18 protein-coding genes and 1 pseudogene are annotated in these 22,289 nt (G+C 62.8%); 7 read left to right on the top strand and 12 right to left on the bottom strand.

What is annotated here, in order from left to right; translation table 11 throughout:
- The first annotated feature begins 68 nt into the window (after window positions 1-68).
- Entirely contained in the window at window positions 69-1,430 is a 1,362-nt protein-coding gene (locus QM716_RS12480; RefSeq protein ID WP_283304415.1) for an NAD(P)-binding domain-containing protein, read from the top strand.
- Window positions 1,431-1,499: 69 nt separating this feature from the next.
- The gene (gene treZ, locus QM716_RS12475; RefSeq protein WP_283304414.1) at window positions 1,500-3,221 is read left to right on the top strand and encodes a malto-oligosyltrehalose trehalohydrolase; all 1,722 of its coding nucleotides are present in this window, start codon (window positions 1,500-1,502) and stop codon (window positions 3,219-3,221) included.
- A 21-nt stretch (window positions 3,222-3,242) separates the two neighbouring features.
- Here treZ and QM716_RS12470 read toward each other — a convergent pair whose 3' ends face one another.
- Window positions 3,243-4,787, bottom strand: a complete 1,545-nt coding sequence (locus tag QM716_RS12470) for an MFS transporter (RefSeq protein WP_283304413.1) — start codon at window positions 4,785-4,787, stop codon at window positions 3,243-3,245.
- 129 nt (window positions 4,788-4,916) lie between these two features.
- Here QM716_RS12470 and QM716_RS12465 point away from each other — a divergent pair, with 129 nt between their 5' ends.
- Window positions 4,917-5,438, top strand: a complete 522-nt coding sequence (locus QM716_RS12465) for a TetR/AcrR family transcriptional regulator (protein ID WP_003941685.1) — start codon at window positions 4,917-4,919, stop codon at window positions 5,436-5,438.
- A gap of 13 nt (window positions 5,439-5,451) precedes the next feature.
- On the opposite strand, the gene ilvA is transcribed toward QM716_RS12465, so the two are convergent.
- The 3 genes from ilvA to QM716_RS12450 all read right to left on the bottom strand — a co-directional run bounded on the left by ilvA (window position 5,452) and on the right by QM716_RS12450 (window position 9,236).
- Window positions 5,452-6,807 carry a threonine ammonia-lyase IlvA gene (ilvA, locus tag QM716_RS12460; protein ID WP_283304412.1) on the bottom strand — a complete coding sequence of 452 codons (1,356 nt, stop codon included), beginning with the start codon at window positions 6,805-6,807 and terminating at the stop codon, window positions 5,452-5,454.
- Window positions 6,808-6,909: 102 nt separating this feature from the next.
- A complete protein-coding gene (locus QM716_RS12455) occupies window positions 6,910-8,685 on the bottom strand; it encodes a pyruvate dehydrogenase (RefSeq protein ID WP_283304411.1) in 1,776 nt (591 codons plus the stop codon).
- A gap of 116 nt (window positions 8,686-8,801) precedes the next feature.
- Window positions 8,802-9,236: a nitroreductase family deazaflavin-dependent oxidoreductase gene (locus QM716_RS12450; RefSeq protein WP_283304410.1), complete on the bottom strand. Its 435-nt coding sequence runs from the start codon at window positions 9,234-9,236 to the stop codon at window positions 8,802-8,804.
- A 200-nt stretch (window positions 9,237-9,436) separates the two neighbouring features.
- On the opposite strand from QM716_RS12450, the gene QM716_RS12445 reads away from it, so the two are divergent.
- Window positions 9,437-9,670 carry a hypothetical protein gene (locus QM716_RS12445; RefSeq protein ID WP_283304409.1) on the top strand — a complete coding sequence of 78 codons (234 nt, stop codon included), beginning with the start codon at window positions 9,437-9,439 and terminating at the stop codon, window positions 9,668-9,670.
- Window positions 9,671-9,765: 95 nt separating this feature from the next.
- Here the strand turns inward: QM716_RS12445 and dnaE are convergent, their stop codons facing one another.
- The 5 genes from dnaE to lspA form a co-directional block, all read right to left on the bottom strand.
- Window positions 9,766-13,302 carry a DNA polymerase III subunit alpha gene (gene dnaE, locus QM716_RS12440; RefSeq protein WP_283304408.1) on the bottom strand — a complete coding sequence of 1,179 codons (3,537 nt, stop codon included), beginning with the start codon at window positions 13,300-13,302 and terminating at the stop codon, window positions 9,766-9,768.
- A gap of 99 nt (window positions 13,303-13,401) precedes the next feature.
- Window positions 13,402-14,331 (bottom strand): EamA family transporter RarD, encoded by a 930-nt coding sequence (gene rarD, locus QM716_RS12435; RefSeq protein WP_283304407.1) that lies wholly within the window; start codon window positions 14,329-14,331, stop codon window positions 13,402-13,404.
- Entirely contained in the window at window positions 14,328-14,996 is a 669-nt protein-coding gene (locus tag QM716_RS12430; protein WP_283304406.1) for a hypothetical protein, read from the bottom strand. The genes rarD and QM716_RS12430 overlap by 4 nt, the downstream gene beginning before the upstream one ends.
- Complete coding sequence (locus QM716_RS12425) at window positions 14,993-15,919, bottom strand: RluA family pseudouridine synthase (protein WP_007733161.1); 927 nt, start codon at window positions 15,917-15,919, stop codon at window positions 14,993-14,995. The genes QM716_RS12430 and QM716_RS12425 overlap by 4 nt, the downstream gene beginning before the upstream one ends.
- A complete protein-coding gene (lspA, locus tag QM716_RS12420; protein WP_283304405.1) occupies window positions 15,916-16,617 on the bottom strand; it encodes a signal peptidase II in 702 nt (233 codons plus the stop codon). Before lspA ends, QM716_RS12425 begins: the two co-directional genes overlap by 4 nt.
- Window positions 16,618-16,685: 68 nt before the next feature.
- On the opposite strand from lspA, the gene QM716_RS12415 reads away from it, so the two are divergent.
- The 3 genes and pseudogenes from QM716_RS12415 to gad all read left to right on the top strand — a co-directional run.
- Window positions 16,686-17,612, top strand: coding sequence for a hypothetical protein (locus QM716_RS12415; RefSeq protein ID WP_283304404.1), 927 nt, complete (start codon window positions 16,686-16,688; stop codon window positions 17,610-17,612).
- Window positions 17,609-18,376: a sensor domain-containing protein gene (locus tag QM716_RS12410; protein ID WP_283304403.1), complete on the top strand. Its 768-nt coding sequence runs from the start codon at window positions 17,609-17,611 to the stop codon at window positions 18,374-18,376. Before QM716_RS12415 ends, QM716_RS12410 begins: the two co-directional genes overlap by 4 nt.
- Window positions 18,377-18,519: 143 nt before the next feature.
- Window positions 18,520-19,881: pseudogene (gene gad, locus QM716_RS12405) on the top strand (glutamate decarboxylase); the annotation flags it as partial.
- 30 nt (window positions 19,882-19,911) lie between these two features.
- Here gad and QM716_RS12400 read toward each other — a convergent pair.
- The 3 genes from QM716_RS12400 to QM716_RS12390 all read right to left on the bottom strand — a co-directional run bounded on the left by QM716_RS12400 (window position 19,912) and on the right by QM716_RS12390 (window position 22,265).
- Window positions 19,912-20,409, bottom strand: coding sequence for a WKL family lipoprotein (locus QM716_RS12400; RefSeq protein WP_283304476.1), 498 nt, complete (start codon window positions 20,407-20,409; stop codon window positions 19,912-19,914).
- Window positions 20,410-20,525: 116 nt separating this feature from the next.
- Window positions 20,526-21,890 carry a DNA polymerase IV gene (locus QM716_RS12395; protein ID WP_283304402.1) on the bottom strand — a complete coding sequence of 455 codons (1,365 nt, stop codon included), beginning with the start codon at window positions 21,888-21,890 and terminating at the stop codon, window positions 20,526-20,528.
- Between the two features lie 36 nt (window positions 21,891-21,926).
- Window positions 21,927-22,265 (bottom strand): TfoX/Sxy family protein, encoded by a 339-nt coding sequence (locus tag QM716_RS12390; RefSeq protein WP_283304401.1) that lies wholly within the window; start codon window positions 22,263-22,265, stop codon window positions 21,927-21,929.
- Window positions 22,266-22,289 lie beyond the last annotated feature (24 nt).

Below are 22,289 nucleotides of genomic sequence, written 5' to 3'. Positions count from 1 at the left end.
TGCTTACATTGATGGTTGTCGATACAGTTCGACTGTAGATCGATAAGTGTCGATGAAAGGAACGGACAATGAACCCCCTACCCGTCGTCGTGATCGGGGCCGGCCCGATCGGCCTGGCGGCCGCAGCAGAACTGCGCGAACGTGGACTCACCCCGCTCGTACTCGAGCGCGGAGCCGCAGCCGGTACTGCGATTTCCGAGTGGAATCACGTTCGACTGTTCTCCCGGTGGTCCGAACTCGTCTCCCCCGCCGCGAGGCGACTCCTCGAACAGAATGGATGGAGCTCTCCCGACGCTGAGAGGTACCCGACCGGCCGGCAATGGCGCGACCTCTACCTCGGGCCACTCGCCTCAGCACTCGGCGACGCCGTCCAGTTCGACACCGAAGTGATCGGCGTAGCCCGGCGCGGGCGTGACCGTGTCGTCGACGCCGGTCGCGATACCGAACCCCTCTCGATTCACCTTCGCCGCCGTGACGGAACCGAGGACCGCGTCTTCGCCCAGGCGGTTGTCGACGCATCCGGCACCTGGGGCACTCCCAACCCGCTCGGCGGTGAAGGACTACCCGCCCTCGGCGAAAGCGCTGCTGAATCTGCGATCAGGTACCGGGTTCCGGATCTCGACGATCCGGCGGTACGCGGACAGTTCGCCGGAAAACACACGGTCGTCGCAGGGAGCGGCCACTCTGCGCTGACGGCGATCGTTGCACTGTCGGGGTTGGCGGAGCAGGCACCGAGCACACGCATCACCTGGGCGGTCCGCCGAGGAAACGTCGGCTCAGCGTTCGGCGGCGGCGACGCTGACGAACTGCCCGCTCGCGGCGCCCTGGGCCTACGCGCGAAGAAGGCCGTCGATGACGGATTGCTGAGAGTGGTCACCGGTTTCCGCACAGCTGAGGTGTCGACAACCCCCTCGGGACAACTCTTACTTGCCTCCGATGCCGGTGAGCGCATCGAGAACGTGGACAACGTCGTCACGCTGACCGGGTTCCGCCCGGATCTGTCCTGGCTTTCGGAAATCCGACTCGGCCTCGACCCGGTGTTGCAGGCACCGGTGGAGCTGGCTCCGCTGATCGACCCGAACGTCCACTCGTGCGGCACGGTGTATCCACATGGCGCAAAAGAGCTTCGCCATCCGGAGCCAGGCGTGTACCTGACAGGAATGAAAAGCTACGGCCGCGCGCCCACCTTCCTGGCGATGACCGGCTACGAGCAGGTTCGCAGCATCGCCGCCGAACTCGCCGGTGACCACGACGCCGCAGCCCGGGTCGAGTTGATCCTTCCGGAGACCGGAGTCTGCGGCGGTGCAGGTGTTTTCGACGAAGCTGACACGGACGAAGGTGACACCGGGGAAGCCGAGGGCGGATGCTGCAGCGCCCCCGCTCCGAAACTGATCACGCTGTCCGCTCCGTCTGGCAACATCTGCGGATAGAAACAGCCCATGACGACGGATCCACCCAGCTGGGCTGCCACATCCGACCGAACAAGGCATGCTGATCGTGTGCATACTTTCGAGGTCTGGGCGCCCACACCGGAATCGGTCCGAGTCGAAGTCAACGGCATCACTCACGACATGGACCGCACGGACGACGGATGGTGGCGAGCCGACATCGACTGCGACGACCAGGCTCGTTACGGATTTGTCGTCGACGGCGACATCCTTCCGGATCCGCGGTCGCCACGCCAGCCCGAAGGCGTGCATCTTCTCTCCCAACTGCACCAACTGCACGAGGCGTCCTGGACCGACTCTCAGTGGACCGGACGGCAACTCCCAGGATCGTCCGTCTACGAACTGCACATCGGAACATTCACCACCGAAGGAACTTTCGACGCCGCGATCGAACGTCTCGATCACCTGGTGGACCTCGGCGTCGGGTTCGTGGAGATCATGCCGGTCAACGGCTTCAACGGAACTCACAACTGGGGCTACGACGGTGTGCTCTGGTACACGGTCCACGAGATCTACGGTGGTCCGGACGGATTGCAGCGGTTGGTGAATGCGGCCCACGAACGCGGGCTCGGCGTGATCTTGGACGTGGTCTACAACCATCTGGGCCCGTCGGGCAACTATCTCGAACGGTTCGGTCCCTACATCGCCGACGGCGCGAACACGTGGGGCCGAACGATCAACATCGGTGGTCCTGCGTCGGGCGAGGTTCGCGAGTACATCATCGGCAATGCCTTGCGATGGATGCGCGACTTCCACATCGACGGCCTACGTCTCGATGCCGTCCATGCATTGGTCGACCACACCGGAACGCACATCCTCGAGGAACTCGCGGTCCGAACGGAAACACTGTCGGCCCATCTGGGTCGACCGCTCACGTTGATTGCCGAAAGCGACCTCAACGACGCCACTCTCATCACGCCACGCGCGGCGGGCGGATTCGGTTTGGACGCGCAGTGGGACGACGACATCCACCACACCATTCACACGGCGGTCTCGGGCGAACGCCAGGGTTACTACGCCGACTTCGGATCCTTGGAATCCCTGGCAAATACATTGCGCCGCGGTTTCTTCCACGCCGGAACGTATTCTTCATTTCGAGGGCGGGTCCACGGACGTCCGATCGACATCACGCATCAGCCGGCCAGCTCCCTGATCGCATACACGTGCACCCACGATCAGATCGGCAACCGCGCGATCGGTGACCGCCCGAGCGCCTATCTGACGCCAGGACAATTGGTGATCAAGGCGGCACTGGTCCTGCTCTCGCCGTACACGCCGATGCTGTTCATGGGCGAAGAATGGGGAGCCACTACCCCGTTCCAGTTCTTCACCTCGCATCCGGAACCGGAACTCGGGGAGGCCACCGCCAAAGGCCGCAAGGCGGAGTTCGCAGCTCACGGCTGGAACAGCGACGACATTCCGGATCCACAAGACCCCCAGACATTTCTGCGGTCGAAGCTGGACTGGAGCGAGCGAACCGACGAGACGCACGCGCGCGTCCTCGCGTGCTATCGCGATCTACTGGCCCTGCGTAAGAAGCGAATCGAGATCACCGACCCTTGGCTTGGGTACCTGAACGTCGACTACGACGAGGACAAACAGTGGATTACCCTACGCCGCGGCGCTTTACAGATCGTGTGCAATCTGGGAACGGACGCGGCCTCGGTCCCGGCCGGCGGAACCCCCATCCTCTGGTGGGATCCGCCGACACAGGACGAGACCGCGTCCGCAACCGTCGTGCCTGGGCACTCGTTCGTCGTACTCGAAAGCTGACTAACCCTCGAGATTCTGGTATTAACGCTTCGCGTTCTCTGGTGTACTCCGCAGCATCCGCAAAACCAATGCGGCACTGACGAACAGAACCAGAGCAGTCGCCCCGGCAGCAACGTGCATACCGTCGACGAACGCCGACTTCGCGGAATCGGCAAGTACCGAACCGAGCTCACCCGGTAGGTACGTCGCTTCCTGCAGCGCACCGCCGAGGGTGCCCTGCGCAGCGTGCGCCTGATCTGCTTCGAGCATGGACGTGTCGATTCCCTTACGGAAGATCGCCATCACCACACTGCCCAGGATTGCCACACCGAGCGCGATGCCGAGTTCGTACGCAGTCTCCGACACCGCAGACGCAGCACCGGCACGCTCGGGTTCCACCGAACTGACCACAAGATCCGAGGTCAACGTCAACGCAACACCGACACCAGCACCAGCCAGACCGAAGCCGATCACGAACATCAACGGCCCGCTGTCCACCCCGAGGGCGAGCAGCATCGCAGCGCCGATACCGGCAACGGCGAGGCCTGCGCTGAGCACGTGAGACACCGACCACCGGCGAATCAACCAGGCCGCCGCAACCGCGGTGAATGCGCTGAGCAACATACCCGGGAGCATCAGCAAGCCGGCGTCGAGCGCCGAGTTACCCAGCACCAACTGCAGGTACTGCGAACCGAAGAACAGGACACCTGCCAGCGCGAAGATCGAGAGCAGGTTGGTGATGACGGCGGTGGAGAACGATGCGTTGGCAAACAGTTTCAGATCCAACATCGGATCCTTCAGCAACCGCTGACGACGCACGAACGCGTAGCCGGCCGCGAGACCCACAAGGCCGATCACCAGCAACGTGATGCTGACGCCGTGCACCACGGATTCCTTGACCGCGTACACCAACGGCAACATGGTCGCCATCGACAGACCAGCGCTGATGAGGTCGAATCGACCCGGATTGGGGTCCTTCGACTCCGGGATCAGAATCGGGCCGAGAACGACCAGCGCGATCATGACCGGGATGTTGATCAAGAAGACCGAGCCCCACCAGAAGTGCTCGAGCAACCAACCGCCGACCAACGGGCCGGCCGCGGTACCGCCACCTGCCATCGCGCCCCAGACCCCGATCGCCTCGGTGCGCTGACGCGGGTTGACGAAGATCGTGCGGATCAGACCGAGGGTGGCCGGCATCAGCGTTGCACCGGAAATACCCTGCAGCACGCGGGCGCCAATGAGCATCTCGGGACTGACAGCGAGAGCGGCGATGATCGAGGCGAGACCGAAGCCGACTGCGCCGATCAAGAGCAGTTTCCGCCTACCGATCCGGTCACCGAGCGTGCCCATGGTGATGAGCAGACCGGCGAGCACGAACGAATAGACGTCGATGATCCACAGCAACTGCGTGCTGCTCGGTTCGAGGTCGGCGCTGATGAACGGAAGCGCAAGATCGAGCACCGTGCCGTCGACTGCGATGAGCAACACAGCAAAGGCAAGGACTATCAAGCCCGCCCAGTCACGCTTTGTCGCCCGAATCTCGTCGGGATTGATTGCAGACGTGTGATCTGCCGACACTGACATTGCTCCCCTGCGACTTTCTCTGAGTTCTCTCCGAAAAAAATTCACTGCACCGTCCAGCCGGTACAGTAGGTCTACGGTAACAGTGAACCGCCTGAGCGGTAAAGTTATTTCCGGGTAGGGTCACATCACATGGCTGCCGACACTCGCGATCGAATTCTCGACGCACTGGAGAAGCTGCTGCTGGTCAGCGGCGTCGCCCAAGTCACGCTCGAAGGCGTTGCCGCCGAAGCCGGGGTTTCCAAGGGCGGACTTCTCTATCACTTCCCCAGCAAGGAAGCCCTCCTCGCGGCGATGGTCCGCAGACTCGGGGAACGCTCGGATCAGCAACTCGACGACGCCGTAGCCGGCGGTACCACGGTCACCGAGTTCTACCTGCAGATCCCCGATGCGAACGAAAGCGAAGAACTCTCACTCTTTCGCTCGATCATTGCCGCGCTCCGAACAGTCGACGGACAACACGACGAAATCCAGAAGGCCGTCACACATGTGATGCGGAGCTGGGACAAGGGCCTTCAGACCGAGATCGCCGATCCTGTGCAGGCCGAGATCATCCGACTCGTCGGCGACGGCCTGTATCTGGCAGCCATGCTCGGACTCCCCCAGCCAGATCCCGAACTGCATCGACAGGTGGTCGAGCGACTGCGGCCCTGACCGGGGGCGTCCCTTACGTCAGATAGCGGTACGCCGGGCTTCCCGGCTCGAGCCTCTCGGACTGCATCGGCGCGTGCTCCATCCGCTCGAGCAACGACGCCAAACCGTCGGCGGAACCGAGTTCGATACCCACCAACGCGGCACCCGTCTCGCGATTGTTTCGCTTGACGTACTCGAACAGCGCGATGTCGTCGTCCGGCCCCAGCACGTCCGAGAGGAACCGGCGCAACGCTCCCGGTTCCTGCGGAAAGTCGACCAGGAAGTAGTGCTTGAGCCCGAGGTGAACGAGCGAACGCTCGAGGATTTCGCCGTAACGGGAGACGTCGTTGTTACCACCGGAGATCAGGCACACGACGGTCGAGCCCGGCTCGAACGTCAGATTCTGCAGTGCCGCAACGGAAAGCGCGCCCGCGGGTTCGGCGATGATGCCCTCGCTCTGGTACAGCTCGAGCATCGCCGTGCAGATAGCGCCTTCGTCGATCTGATTGACGACAAACGATCCCGAACCGGACCGCGTCTGTAGTTGACGAGCGACGAGCGGCAACGACGCGTGTGACACGACGGCAGCACCCAGACGTGAGACGACCTCGTAGGGAACGTCACCGATGCGCTTGACGGCGGCACCATCGACGAACGGATCGACGTCGGGAAGGGTCACCGGGCCGCCGGCAACAAGCGCGGCCGTCATGGACGCGGCCCCGGACGGCTCGATCCCGACGATCGACGTCTTGGGCGACCGCTCGTGCAGATAGGTAGCTATGCCCGCGATGCAACCGCCCCCACCGACCGGCACGACGATCGTGTCGAGAGGTGCGTCGAGTTGCGTGAGGATCTCGGCTGCGATTGTTCCTTGCCCCGCAGCGGTGCGCACGTCGTCGAACGGAGGAACCATGGTTGCGCCGGTTTCGGCTACGTCCTCTGCGGCCGCAGCGGCGGCGGCGTCATAGGTCTCACCGATCATGAACAGTTCGACAAACGCTCCGCCGTGAGCGCGGATGCGATCACGCTTCTGCTTGGGCGTGTTGGCCGGCACGTAGATCCGACCCTTGATCTGCATGGTTCGGCACGCGAAGGCAACGCCCTGCGCATGGTTTCCGGCACTGGCGGTCACGACGCCTGCCGCGCGCTCGGCCTCGTTCAGCTGAGCGATCAGGTTGTACGCGCCGCGAATCTTGTACGAACGAACGCCTTGCAGGTCCTCACGCTTGAGGTACACGTGTGCGCCGGTCAGCGCCGAAAGACGGTCGCTGTACTGCAAGGGTGTTGCCGCAATGACGTGCTGAATTCGCTCGATGGCCGTGTCGATCTCCTGCGCGTCGAGCGCGGGGACGGTGGACTTCGTTACTACGACATCGGGCGAGTTAGACACTCCGCCATTTTCGCACGTCGGGGATCAGCCTTCCCACCACCCCGCCCGCAACCTTCCCACCACCCCGCCCCAACATCGTCGGCGAGGCGGGGCGGCGGTAGGTCAGCCGCGCGGATCCAACTGCGAGGGACGTGGCACGTTCCGCAGATTCGACTTGGCCATCTGTACCGCCTCGCCGACTCCGCCGTTCATCACCATCTTCGACATCGCCAAAGCAAAGCCCTTCATCTGACCGCCGGTGATGGTGGGCGGCAACGACAATGCCAGCGGATCGGTCACCAGATCCACGAGGGCCGGGCCGTCGTGATCGAGCGCCGCGCGAAGACCGGATTCGATGTCGGCAGGATTCTCGATGCGGCGCGAGAAGATTCCGAGCGCAGCGGCGACCGCCGCGTAGTCGACAGCGGGCACATCGACCCCGAAATCCGGAAGGCCATCGACCAGCATCTCGAGCTTGACCATTCCGAGCGTCGAGTTGTTGAACACCACGATCTTGACCGGCAACTTGTACATGGCGACGGTGACCAACTCACCGAGCAGCATCGACAATCCACCGTCGCCCGACACCGAGATGACCTGACGCCCCGGGCTGGACCATGCCGCACCCATCGCATGCGGGAGCGCATTGGACATGGATCCGTGCAGTGCCGACGAGATGAATCGTCGCGATCCGTTCGGATTGAGATAGCGCGCCGTCCACACATTGCACATGCCGGTGTCGGCGGTGAAGATTGCGTCGTCCGAAGCCAAATCGTCGAGGATCGAGGCCGCATACTCGGGGTGAATGGGCGTGCGCTGCTTGACCGGATCCGTGTATGCACCAACCACTTTGGTCATCAGAGTGTTGTGCTTGGCGAGCGTATCCTCGAGGAACCCGCGGTCGGTCTTTCGATCGAGCTGCGGAATCAGTGCACTCAAGGTGCTCGCGACGTCACCGTGCACGGCCAGGTCCAGGCTGGTTCGACGCCCCAACCGCTCCGCCGCGATGTCGATCTGAGCAGTGCGAACGTCGTCGGGCAAGAACTGGTCATAGGGAAAGTCCGTACCGATCAGGAGCAGGAGATCGGCGCCGTGGATACCGTCGTGCGCCGCACCGTAACCGAGCAATCCGGTCATTCCGACGTCGTACGGATTGTCGTACTGGATCCATTCCTTTCCACGCAGCGAATGCCCGATGGGAGCGCCGATGGTTTCAGCCAGCGCCAATACTTCCGCGCGAGCGTCTCGCACACCGGCGCCGGCGAAGATCGCAACCTTCCGCGAGCCGTTGATCACATCTGCCAACGCCAACACATCACCAGCATCCGGAACGACTGTCGGCCTTCGCGTTTCGACGAGCGTCCGCGGAGTGCCTTCGGCCGGGCAGTCGGCAATGTCGCCGGGAAGCACGATCACCGAGACGCCGTTTCGAGCGACCGAATGCTGAATCGCCGACTGCACCACGCGGGGTGATTGCACTGGCGTGCTGACGAGTTCGGTGTAACTCGAACATTCGATGAAGATCCGCTCGGGATGCGTCTCCTGGAAGTAGCCCATACCGATCTGCGCACTGGGAATGTGTGAGGCGATCGCGAGGACCGGGGCGCCCGAACGATGAGCGTCGTACAGGCCGTTGATCAGGTGAAGGTTTCCGGGACCGCAGGATCCTGCACACACCGCGAGCTTTCCGGTGATCTGGGCATCTGCTGCGGCGGCAAAAGCGGCTGCTTCCTCATGACGGACGTGTATCCAGTCGATTCCGCCCTTTTCAGAACCACCGGTGCGACGAACCGCATCGACGATGGGATTGAGACTGTCACCGACAATTCCGTAGATCCGACTGACACCCGCGTCAACGAGCTGCTGAACCAATTGATCTGCAACGGTTTTCGGACTCATCAGACCTCCATGACACACTCACGGGAGTCGGGATCGCCGACGCCCGCGAGTGACGATTTACTTGTTGTTCTTGCGGTGTTTCTTGTGGACCGCAGTCTCTCGAAGACCGCAGTGCGTTACCTGGGTTCGAGCACGAACACCGGGATCTCACGATCGGTCTTCGTCTGATAATCAGCGTAGTCGGGGTACGCAGCGACAGCGCGCTCCCACCAGATCGCCTTCTCGTCTCCGGTGATTTCACGAGCAACCAGGTCGAAGACCTGGGTCGCGTCACGCAGCGTGACGTGCGGATCAGCCTTGACGTTGTAGTACCAGACCGGATTCTTCGGAGCGCCACCAAGCGAGGCCACAACGGCATACGAACCGTCGTGCTCGACGCGCATCAGCGGCGTCTTCCTGACCTTGCCGGACTTTGCCCCGATGGTCGTGAGAACGACGACGGGCATGCCGTTCATGTCGTTTCCCTCGGCGCCACCGGAGTTCTCGATGCGTGCGACCTGATCGGCGGCCCACGACGCTGGACTGGGTTCGTACTCACCTGTGATTGGCATGTGTACCAGTGAACACCCACTCGACTGCCTTGGCCACCGAACCACGCCGACCAGGTCTGTCGCCGGCGCACTCCCCTGGTTGATCGATTGAGTGAGCTGCCGATCAATAAAGTTCGTTTGCCCGAACTCTCATCTCTCGCTACTCTGAAACCACAGCTTCGAACAGCCGTATCCGCTAGCCGCGCCGGGAAAGGGACGAGATGACTACCGCAGATATCTCCACTCGCGAATCACGCCCCTCAGCCGACCATTGCGTCGATCTGGCCGGGACTCGGTGGCCCCTGTACAAGATCGAAGCTCTCGTGGTTGGTTTTGTGCTGTTCGTCGTCGCAGGTGCCGTCACGCAGTCGATGCAGGTGGCCGTATTGACTGCCGCAACAGCAGCGGTGATCACCTGGTGGATGCGACGTGTGCACTACTCACGCGCCACCTGATCACCGCACTCCCCGATCTCTGGCGGACCACGAAGGGACCTTGCTGCTGATGCAGCAAGGTCCCTTCGTTCGATTCAGGTCCGCTCGGTCGGCGGTCAGACCGTCAGACAGCTCGGTCCGAGCAAAGCCTTCAGGTCACCCATCAGCGCCGAGGACGGTTCGACCCGAAGGACGTCGTCCACCTTCCACAAGCTGATTTCGGTTCCCCCGATCAGCCGGACATGGACGTCGGACGTTCCCGGATGCCTGGTCAGCACCTGCTTGAGAGCACTGAGCTTGTCCTTGGTGCATTGCCGTAGTGGCAACGAGACCGACAGCGGACGCGCGACCCCGATCGCCGAAATGTCAGGCACCGCAAGGTCGTTGCCGATCAGCGACATCCGATCGTCTCGGATCGAGACGCGAGCCTTGACCAACACGATGGCATCCTCGGCGATGTCCATTCCGTACACGGCGTACGCCTGCGGGAAGAACAGCACCTCGATTCCACCCACGAGATCTTCGAGCTGCACGATGCACCAGGTCAGACCGTTCTTGTTGACCCGGCGATCCACCGAGGCGATGATGCCGCCGAGAGTGACCTGGGCGCCGTCCTGAACGCCGCCTTCGAGTATCGCGGCGATGGACGTGTCGGACTGCTGCCGAAGAATGTGCTCGACGCCGTTGAGCGGATGGCCGGAGACGTACAGCCCCAACATCTCTCGTTCGAGCGCCAGGCGATGCTTGGAATCCCACTCTTCCTCGGGAATCTTGACGTCGAACACCGAGGTGATCGACTCGTCGGCCTCAGCCCCGCCGAAGAGGTCGAACTGGCCGATCGCCTCCGCTTTCTTGGTGCTCATCACGGAATCGATGGCGTCGGCATGAACCAACATCAGACCCTTGCGCGGATGACCCAACGAGTCGAAAGCACCGGCCTTGATCAGAGATTCGGTGACCTTCTTGTTGCAGGCCATTGCGTCGATCTTGCCGAGGTAGTCGGAGAAATCGGTGAACTTCGACTTCTCGGTACGCGCCTTGATGATCGAAGCCACGACGTTGGCGCCGACGTTACGCACCGACCCCATTCCGAATCGGATGTCGTCGCCCACGGTCGCGAAGTCGACTCGCGATTCGTTGACGTCCGGCGGGAGCACAGTGATGCCCAATTTGCGGCAGTCTGCGAGGTAGATCGCGGACTTGTCCTTGTCGTCACCGACAGAGGTGAGCAGACCCGCCATGTACTCGGCCGGGTAGTTCGCCTTGAGGTACGCAGTCCAGTACGAAACGAGTCCGTATCCGGCGGAGTGCGACTTGTTGAACGCGTAGCCGGCGAAGGGAAGGACCGTATCCCACAGCGCCTTGATGGCCGCTTCGCTGAAGTTGTTGTCCAGCATTCCCTGCCGGAACCCGGCGTACGCCTTTTCCAACTCGGACAGCTTCTTCTTACCCATGGCGCGACGCAGCAAGTCGGCCTGACCCAGGGTGTAACCGGCCACCTTCTGCGCCAGTTGCATGATCTGCTCCTGGTAGATGATCAGGCCGTACGTCTCCGAGAGGATCTCCGCGAGCGGCTCCTCCAACTCGGGGTGAATAGGCTTGACGTCTTCCAAAGCGTTCTTGCGCTTGGCGTACGAGATGTGGGCGTCCACACCCATCGGTCCCGGGCGATACAGCGCCAATGCGGCCACGATGTCGCCGAATCCGGTGGGCTGCATCAGTTTCAGCAACTCGCGCATACCGCCGCCGTCGAGCTGGAACACACCGAGAGTGTCACCGCGGGCGAGCAGTTCGTATGTTGCCGCATCGTCCATCGGCAACGTGTCGAGGTCGAGGTCGATGCCGCGGTTGGCTTTGATGTTCTCGAGCGTGTCGCCGATGACCGTGAGGTTACGCAGACCCAAGAAGTCCATCTTGAGCAGACCGATGGCTTCACACGAGGGATAGTCCCAACCGGTGATGATGGCGCCGTCCTGGGCGCGCTTCCACACCGGGATCGCGTCGGTGAGCGGTTCGGACGACATGATCACCGCGCAGGCGTGCACACCCGCGTTACGGATCAGCCCTTCCAAACCCACCGCGGTCTTGTAGATCTTCGCGACGTCCGGGCTCGAGTCGATGAGCGCCCGAACCTCGACGGCCTCCTTGTACCGCTCGTGCTTCGGATCGGTGATACCGGAAACCGAGATGTCCTTGGCCATGATGGGCGGCGGGAGCGCCTTGGTGATCTGATCGGCGATGGCAAAACCCGGCTTGCCGAACTGGACGCGAGCCGAGTCCTTGATGGCTGCCTTGGTCTTGATGGTGCCGAAGGTGATGACCTGGGCGACCTTGTCGCTGCCCCACTTGTCCGTCGCGTAGCGAACCATCTCACCGCGACGGCGATCATCGAAGTCGATATCGATATCGGGCATGGACACGCGCTCGGGATTGAGGAATCGCTCGAACAGCAACCCGTACGGGATGGGGTCGATGTTGGTGATGCCCATCGCGTAGGCGACCAACGAACCGGCAGCCGATCCACGGCCGGGCCCGACGCGGATCCCGACGTCCTTGGCGTGGTTGATCAGGTCGCCGACCACGAGGAAGTAGGCCGGGAAGCCCATTTCGTTGATGACGCCGATCTCGTAGTCGGCGCGGGCGAGGTACTCCTGCGGAGGTCCGCTCGGGAAGCGACGGTCCAGCCCGCGCATCACCTCGGCGCGTAGGAAGGTCTGCTGCGTGTGGCCTTCCGGGACCGGGAAGATCGGCATGCGGTCGTGGAACGCCCAGACGTCGTCGTACGACTGAACACGCTCACCGATGGCAACGGTGTTGTCGCACGCACCCGGCACCTCGTTGTCCCAGATGGCGCGCATCTCGGCAGCGGACTTGAGGTAGTAGCCGTCGCCGTCGAATTTGAAGCGCGTGGGGTCGGACAGCGTCTTGCCCGTCTGGATACAGAGCAGCGCCTCGTGGTTCTCGGCCGCGTCCTTGGTGACGTAGTGGCAGTCGTTGGTGGCAAGCGGCGGTATACCGAGCTGCTGACCGATATTGAGCAGCCCCTCGCGCACACGGCGCTCGATCGAAAGACCGTGGTCCATCAGTTCGAGGAAGAAGTTGTCCGGTCCCCAGATCTCCTGCCACTTCGCGGCAGCTTCGAGAGCCTCGCGATCGTGACCGAGACGAAGACGCGTCTGGATCTCACCCGACGGGCAACCGGTGGTGGCGATGATGCCCTCGGCGTGCGCTGCGATGAGCTCCTCGTCCATGCGGGGCCACTTGCCGAGCTGGCCTTCGATGGACGCGAGCGACGACAGCTTGAAGAGGTTCCGGAGCCCGGTCGCGTTCTCGGCCACCATCGTCATGTGCGTGTACGCGCCGCTACCGGAGACGTCGTCGGACTTCTGGCTGCGATCTCCCCACAGAACTCGCTTGGTGTTGAAGCGGGATTCCGGCGCGATGTAAGCCTCGATGCCGATGATCGGCTTGATGCCGGCACTCTTGGCTTCGTTGTAGAACTGGCTGGCGCCGTACATGTTTCCGTGGTCGGTCATGCCGACAGCGGTCATTTCGAGACGAGCGGCCTCCTCGAACATGGCGCCGACCTTGGCCGCACCGTCGAGCATCGAGTACTCGGTGTGATTGTGAAGATGTACGAACGAGTCAGCCACGTGCGCCTCTCTGAAGGTCTGGGAGCGAGATCGAGTGTATGCCGAGCTACTGACAAGGTTGGTCTCCGGCAGCCCCGATCCGGCGAGTCGTGACGCGTGTTACGAGACGGGCACCTGTGACATCGCCGCCGACCGCTTGGAACGCCGAGAACCGACGAAGGTATCTGTCGTGAAGATCACCAGCGCGGCCCAGATCAGAACGAAGCCGATCCACCGTGACGCCGGCATGTCCTCGTGCATGACGGCCACGCCCCACGCCATCTGCAGCGCCGGGGTCAGGTACTGCAGCATGCCCATCGTCGCCAACGGAACTCGCTGAGCGGCGACGCCGAAAAGGAGCAGTGGCAGCGCGGTGACCGGGCCGGCCGCGAGCAGCAACAGGCTGTGTCCGGCGCCGCTGCTGACGAAGGCGCCCGCCCCGGTCAGGCCGAGAAACACGAGGTACCCGACCGCGAAGGGTGCGGCAACAACTCCCTCGGCGGTCAAACTGGTTCGAGGATCGAGCGGAACGACCTTCTTGACCAACCCGTAGGTGGCAAACGAACTGGCGAGCACCAATGCGACGATCGGCGGTTTGCCGAAATCGACCGTGATCACGACAACTGCCGTGGCGGCGAGGACCAGGGCGGCGATCTGAGCGCGGCGCAATCGTTCGCGGAAGATCACCACGCCGAGCAGAACGGTGACCAGCGGGTTGATGAAGTAACCGAGGGCCGCCTCCACGACGCGGCCGGACACCACGGCATAGATGTACGTTCCCCAATTCACCGCGATTGCCGCTGATGCCGCAGTCACCAGGAGCCAGGTGCGTGCGCTGATTCCGCGAAGCGATCCGAGGCGGCCGGCGCAGGCCAACACGATCAGCATCAGCAGAAGGGTCCACACCACTCGGTGCGCCAGGATCTCGACCGGATCTGCGAAGTCGAGAAGCCCGAAGAAAGCCGGGAACGTTCCCCACAACAGGAAAGCCGCAACTCCGTAGAAGATCCCCGAGGACGAACCGGATCTACCGCGTTTGTCCTCGCTCACGGGACCGGGCCGTCGTCGGGGCCGGGAGCAACGACATCCACGTACTCCGGCAGCAAGGGGCGAACAGCCGCGAACCACGGCGAGGCGTCGGACGGCAATGCCTCCACTGCACGGACATTCGACTCACGTCCGATCGCTTCGAGTCCTTCGGGAGTAGCTCGCACCAGCACACCCACCGCGCAGGCGCATCCGGTGGACAATTGCTTCGCCGACGCGAGCGCCACCTGCTGCTGACGATCGGTGTCGCCGCCGAGCGCGACCAACCGCGTGGCTGCAACACCGGGCGATCTGCGCACTGCCTCGTCGTTGTCGGGAACGGGCACGGACATGAGCGGCGTCTGGACGCGCTCGATCGGTACTCGAAATATGACCCTTGCCACCCGAACATCGGACACGCGAACACTCGAAACCTGAGACGTGCTGGTCGTGATGACCTCGTCGACGGTGAGTGCCTTCGTGAACGAGACCAAGGCCCACACCGGCCCGTCGATCGACGCAACAGAATCTCGCGCTCGATCGAGGTAGTCCGGCACAGCTTCCCCACTGTCCGGACCGAGTGTGTCCGTCCTGATCGGCGGGGTCGGCACGGGATTCGGGAACCCCACACCGACCACCGCCACCACTGCGACGACGGCCAACGCGGGAACAAGCCCGCGCGGTGTCATGAGGACCGGAGAACTTCGAGTGCGTGTTCGAGATCCTTCGGGTACTTGCTCTTGATCTCGACCCAGCGACCGTCTGCCGGATGTGCGAAGCCAAGAGACACGGCGTGCAGCCACTGGCGCTCGAGGCCGAGCCTTTCGGCAAGTCGAGGGTCCGCGCCGTACGTCAGGTCGCCGCAGCACGGATGGCGCAATGCCGAGAAGTGCACGCGGATCTGGTGAGTACGACCGGTCTCGAGGTGCACGTCCAGCAGACTCGCTGCCTGGAACGCTTCGATGGTGTCGTAGTGCGTGACGCTGGGCTTGCCGTCGGCCGTGACCGTGAACCGCCAGTCGTTACCGTGGTGGCGTCCGATCGGGGCGTCGATGGTTCCGCTGCTCGGGTCGGGGTGTCCCTGCACGAGAGCGTGGTAGCGCTTGTCGATGGTCCGCTGCTTGAATGCCCGCTTGAGCAGCGTGTACGCGCGCTCGGACGTGGCAACCACCATGACGCCCGACGTACCGACGTCCAGACGGTGGACGATTCCCTGACGCTCGTGGGCACCGGACGTCGAGATACGGAAACCGGCCGCGGCGAGTCCACCGATGACGGTCGGTCCTGTCCAACCGACGCTGGCGTGCGCGGCAACTCCGACGGGCTTGTCGACTGCCACGACGTCGTCGTCGGCGTAGAGAATCTCCATCCCCTCGACCGGCGTCGCCTCGATGGTCAACGGCCGCGGCGGTTCGGGCAAGACAACCTCGAGCCACGACCCTGCGGTCAGACGATCGGACTTGCCGACAGCCACACCGTCGACGAGTACCGAGCCTTCCTCCGCGAGTGTCGCGACCACGGTGCGCGAGAGTCCGAGGAGGCGCGCCAAGCCCGCGTCGACGCGCATGGCGTCGAGGCCGTCGGGCACCGGCATCGAACGGGATTCCCTCACTTGGTTTCCCCCTCGGCTGCTGCCTTCGTACCGGTGAGCTTCGTGTCTTCCGTCTTGTGATCACGCAGGCGTTCACCGTTCGGTTCGAAGCCGAACAGTGTCAGGACGACGAGCAGGATCGCGCCACAGACGATCGCGGAATCCGCGATGTTGAATACCGGCCACCAGCCGACGGACACGAAGTCCACCACATGTCCGCGCATGATTCCGGGAGAGCGGAAGAATCGGTCGACGAGGTTACCCAGCGCGCCGCCGAGAACCAGGCCGAGACCGAGCGCCCACCACGGTGATCGGAGTGTGCGACCGATCTTGATCACACCGATGACCACACCGATTGCGACGAGGGTGAGGATCCACGTCATCGACGTCGCCATCGAGAACGCTGCCCCCGGATTGCGCACCATCGTGAATGTGACCACGTCACCGATGATTTCGATCGGCTTCCCCGGCTTGACTACGGCGACGGCCCACACCTTCGTGAGAATGTCCGAGAGCAGGATGACCGCCGCGATGGCAATGAGCATGGTCAGCTTGCGAGGCTTCGCAGCCGACGGCTCGGCCGGGTCGCCGCCCTCAGGTTCCGCAACTTCCGGTTTCGTGTCTTTCTGCTGCACGGTTTCGGGCTCGTCGGCCTTCGAGATTTCGGTAATCGGCTGATCCTCCGCGTTGACATCTCGGTCTGGGTGGTCTGTACTCACGCAACCATCATCCCTCATGTTCACCGCACCGGGTCACGCACTCTGCAACTGCGGCTAGCCTGGAGCGCGTGCCACTGCTGTCCACGACCGGCCGACGCGTTCCGTTCGCCCTCGCTGCCCTCGCTCTCGCCACCGTTCTCACCGCTTGCGGCGACTCGGATCAACCTCCGAACGCTCCGACCTCCTCGCCTAGTGAAGTCACTGTTCCGGTGACCGCCGCGACGGTCGAAGTACTCGATGCGGGAAGCGAGCCGCGCGAGGTATTGCGTATGAACTTGCCTGTCGGCACCACGCAGACGGCGACGCTCATCACCCAGGCCGTCGTGAGTCAGCAGATCGATCAACAGCCGGCGCAGGATTTCTCTTCACCGGAGATCACGATTCCTCTCTCGGCAAACGTGACGGCCGACGATCCCACGGCGGTCGTAGACCTGACGCTGGCGTCGATGACCTCGCCGGATGCAACATTGCAAGCAGCACTGAGCGGGGCTGACGGATCTGCGGCCGGGTTGTCCGTCACGGATTCGGGCGCCATCACCGCCCTACGGCTGAAGCCGTCCGCCAACTCGGCCAATGCCGCCCGCGCCGCAATCGAGCAGGCGCTCGGCCAAGCGGTATACCGGACCGTTGCGCTCCCCGACGCTCCTGTCGGTGTCGGCGCACGTTGGGTGGTTCGCCAGCAAGTCAGCAGCGAAATCCTGCTCGACCAGACAACCACCGTCACCCTCACCGCACGCGAGGGCAATCGGCTCTCGCTCGCCGTGGACGTATCGCAGAGCCCGCAGAACCCGGTCTGGAATCTGGCCGGTGACGCCGGAACGCTGAACATCGATCAGTACGTCATGGCCGGCTCCGGAAACCTCACCGTCGACCTCTCACTCCCCTTGCCCATCGACGGTCAGATGAGCGTCGGCGGAGACCAGGCGTACGGCGATCCGGACAGTTCCTCGGTGATCCGGCAGACCATCTCGAACAGCATTCGGTGGGAATCGTGAACAGTCGATCTCTTCTCTCACTGGGCCTGACAGCGACGGCGGCACTGTTCGTCGTGACCGGCTGCGCCTCGGACGAATCCCCGAGCAGCGACACGACTACGCAGGTTTCCGCACCCCAGGTCGGCTTGGCGCCGTTCACGGTTGCTCCGGCCGCACCACTGAGCGGGGCACCCCTCGACCGTGACGGCCTGCAACGCGCTGCGCTCACCCTCTCCGAACTACCCGCGGACTTCGACATAGTTCCCGATCCGGTCGACGATCTCGGCCTCGCACCGGCGCCGGAGAGTTCGGAGGCGGACAAGTCGAGTACCGATCCGGCGGTGTGCGCGCAGGTTCTGGCGCCGATAGCCACCCAGGTCACCGGATCCGTCGCCGACCTCTCCGACATGTTCACCGGCCCCGATTTCACGAGCATCGATCAGGACTCGGCTTCGTACGCCGACGGCACTGCGACAGCAGCAGCGTTCGAGAAACTTCAGACGACTCTGGCTGGGTGCACAGAGTATTCAGGAACAGATGCCGACGGAACGAAAATCACCTATCGCGTCGGTGGATCGTCGGCGCCGAATGTCGGTGACGCGTCTTTCGCTTTCCGAATCATCACGGAGAGTGGCGGATTCACCTTGGTGGCGGATGCGATAGTCGCAGCCGTGGGGACGACGTTGACTCAGGTGTCCGCGACGGCGCCGAGTCCGATCGCACCCGACGTTCTGCAGTCGATGGCCTCGGTTGCTGCGGATCGACTACGCGCGCAAACGCCGTAGCAGCGAGCGGAACCTGCCCGGTCCGGGCGACTCGCGAATGATTCGGGACCGCAGACCCTTTGACAACTGCCTGTCCACACTGAACGGTGAGAGTAGGTACGAAACAGACCAACGCGACACACTGATGTGAGGAGCCAGAGTTCATGCCGGAACCCAGAAGGTCAGATCACACCGATTACGTAGCCGTCAATCCGATCTTCTCAAGGCCAGGCGAGGATTCGGTTGCGTCGAAATTCACGCTCGAGCCCGACGGCATGCTTCCCGAGACCGCCTATCAGATCGTCCACGACGAAACGATGCTCGACGGCAATGCGCGGCTTAATCTCGCGACGTTTGTCAGCACGTGGATGGACGACCACGCAACCAAGCTGTATACCGAGTCGTTCGACAAGAACATGATCGACAAGGACGAGTATCCGCAGACCGCTGCGATCGAAACCTACTGCTGGCGCATCCTTGCCGATCTCTGGCACTCACCCTCGCCCGAGGACGCAATCGGCACTTCGACGATCGGTTCGTCCGAAGCCTGCATGCTGGGTGGCCTCGCAATGAAACGACGCTGGCAGCACGCACGAAAGGCCGCGGGTAAGTCCACGGAAAAACCCAATCTCATCATGAGTTCCGCCGTTCAGGTGTGTTGGGAGAAGTTCTGCAATTACTGGGACGTCGAAGCGCGCTACGTGCCGATCAGCGAAGAACACCAGACCCTCGACGGCCATGATTTGGACAAGTATGTCGACGAGAACACCATCGGCGTCGTCGCGATCATGGGTGTCACTTACACCGGGATGTACGAGCCGGTCCTGGAAATCTCGAAGGCCCTCGACGCCATCCAGGAGAAGACGGGCCTCGACGTCCCCATCCACGTCGACGGCGCTTCCGGTGCGATGATCGCACCATTCCTACAGCCCGAACTCGAATGGGACTTCCGACTACCGCGCGTGCATTCCATCAACACCTCGGCGCACAAGTACGGACTCGTCTACCCGGGCCTCGGATGGGTGGTCTGGCGTTCGCAGGATCTACTTCCCGATGACCTCGTCTTCAAAGTGAGCTACCTCGGCGGCAGCATGCCGACCTTCGCGCTGAACTTCTCGCGGCCCGGCGCTCAGGTGATCCTGCAGTTCTACTTGTTCCTGCGTCTCGGTCACGACGGCTATCGCGCGATCCAACAGTCTTCACAGGACGTGGCGAAATTCCTCGCCGAAGGGATCGGGAAACTCGACGCCTTCGAGCTGTGGAACGACGGGTCCGACATCCCGGTCTTCGCGTGGCGCCTTGCCGAGGGTCACACGTCCAACTGGACACTGTACGACCTGTCGGACCGACTCCGCGGCAAGGGCTGGTTGGTGCCGGCCTATCCCATGCCGGACGATCTCGCGGATCTGACAGTGCAGCGCATCGTGGTTCGTAACGGGCTGAGCATGGACCTGGCTGCCACTCTGCTGCGCATCATCGAAGAGGAAACCGCGTTCCTCGACGAACTGGACAGCCCGATGCCACGGCCGCTCTGGAGTTCAGGTGGTGCTGAGAGATCAAGCAGCGCAAGCAGGCGAGGTCAGACCTGCAACGCCGACGATCTGGCACGCGGTGGTCTTCGAGAGCTTCCAGACGCCGTCCTCGTAGACGAACGAAGCCTGCAGGCCCTGCTGCAGCGGCTGACCGTTGACGACGATGTTCAGCGAAGCGGCTGCCGTGTCGCTGCCCGTGTCAGTGACCGGGTCGAGGATCTCGACCTGTGCGCCGGCAGCCTTCGCGGCAGCGGCGACCTGGTTGATCAGCTCGGGATCCTCCTCGGCGCCCTGGACGAGGTTGACCTTGTCGGCACCCGGAACGGACTCGTCGAGTGCCTGAGCGACCTTGCCGTTGAGCTCGGCAGACGTCGGCAGTTCAACGGTGGTCGGAGCCGCCGTGGTGGTGGTCGTCTTCGACGTCGTGGTGGGTGATTCTTCCTTTTCACCCGAGCTACATGCAGTCATCGTCAGGGCTGCTGCGATCGCCACGGCTGCAACGGTCATCTTCTGAAGCTTCAACTTCTCAGTCCTATCCATTCGGGTGTTCACATTCGAGCGTCAGTCGAACAACGTGCTTGCTCGAGGATCGTCGACAACATTACCCAACGGTAAGCGGAAAAAGTCTAAGGACATCCTCAGAGAAGGCTGTCGACCGCATCTGCTACTTCGAGTACCTCATCGGATTCGGCGAAGGTTTTGGCTATTCCCGTTCCGCTGGAACGGGTTTCGAAGCGAACCGTCACCACACCGTGCCCCGCGCCCTGCACCCAACCGTGTCCGTATTCTGGATGCTTGACGTCCAAACCGGGGTGCCAGTAGCGCTGAGGGACACGTGCGGCCACCGGAGCGTCGAGCTCGGTCTCATCGAGGGCGCCGGTGAGAGTCTCGACCGGATAGCCGGGAACGTCCTGATCCAACTCGGGAAAAAGTGATCCTTGGCGAACGGTGGACAAACCGGCGAATCCCACACCGACCAGGCGAATCGGCCCCAACTCCTGCGGGTCGATGACCTGTTTCTGCGCGGTGGCGATAAGGATTTGGCGGTCGATGGTGGCAAACGGCAACGTCACGGATCGAGTCAAGACACTCATGTCGGACTTCTTGAGCTTCAGTACGACGGTACGGGCCGCTCTTCCGTCCTTCTCCAGCCTGGAAAATGCTGCACGACCACTACTTTCGACGGCCGCGCGCAGTTGCGCCATCGTGACGATGTCGGCGGCGAACGTGGATTCCGCGCTGATCTGCTTGGATTCGGCACGCTCGGCGACCGGTCGGTCGTCGATCCCCTGTGCGAGGCGATGCAACCCCGGTCCGACGGTGGTCCCCAGTATCGACGCCACCTCCGCCGTGGGTGTGCGGGCAAACCCACCGATGGTTTCAATGCCGAGACGCTTGAGTTTTTCCTCGGCGACGGGACCGATCCCCCACAGCTTTCGCACCGGAAGTGGATCGAGCAACTCGCGCTGCATCCCGGGAGGAATCACCGCGACGCCGTCGGGCTTTGCCAGTCCCGACGCAATCTTGGCCACCTGCTTACCTGCCCCAGCGCCGATCGAGGCGACCAACCCGGTCTCGGCTTTGATCAACGCCCGCAAATCCTCGCAAAACGCGCGGACCTCATCGGCGCCGACGCCGGCCAATTCGACCGGTTCACCGAAGGCCTCGTCCACCGACAACTGCTCGAGGATCGGCATGCGAAGGCGCAACGCGTCGAAGGTGCGTTTGCTCAGAACCGAATACAACGACATCCGAGGCGGCAATACCACCGCTCCGCCGCCGACCATGCGGCGCGCTTGGTGCATCGGCATTGCCGATCGCGCACCGAAAACTCTCGCTTCGTAACTTGCCCCGGCCACCACCCCGCGCCCGCCCAAGCCGCCGACCAGGACCGGGCGACCTCGCAGCGTGGGACGGGTCAACTGCTCGGCGGAAGCGAAAAACGCGTCCATGTCGAGATGCAGCACCCACCTGCGACTTCGTGTGGGGTCATCTTGATTCATCGGGAGTTACGGTTCTCTCACAAGTGGGTGCCGAATTTACGTCCGCGCCTTTTTCTTGGGCGACTTCTTCTTCGGCAGGGGTAATACGTCGGCAGTCCGTTGGATGAAGGCGTGCAGATGATCGACGTCCTGCAGCTTTTCCTCCGGAACCCGGTAGTAATCCTTTGCCCCTGGATACGGCGGAGCCAGATCACGCTCTGATCCGAACTCAGCACTGACCTCGGTGGGTTTGACGAACAGTACGTCTGCGCAGATCAAACCCACGATCTTCTCGTCGCAATACAATCCGTACTCGCCGAACATCGCCCTTGCCCGCACGTCGAGCGGTTCCAACTGCTCGAGAATGCGCGCCACGGTTTCCTTGCTCGTACTCATGAGAGCAAACTACTCCGGCACCCC

The organism is Rhodococcus sp. IEGM 1409 (assembly GCF_030056735.1).
Taxonomy (GTDB): Bacteria; Actinomycetota; Actinomycetes; order Mycobacteriales; family Mycobacteriaceae; genus Rhodococcus_F.
Note: the sequence above shows the minus strand (reverse complement) of the source record. Positions and strands in the feature narration are given on the sequence as shown.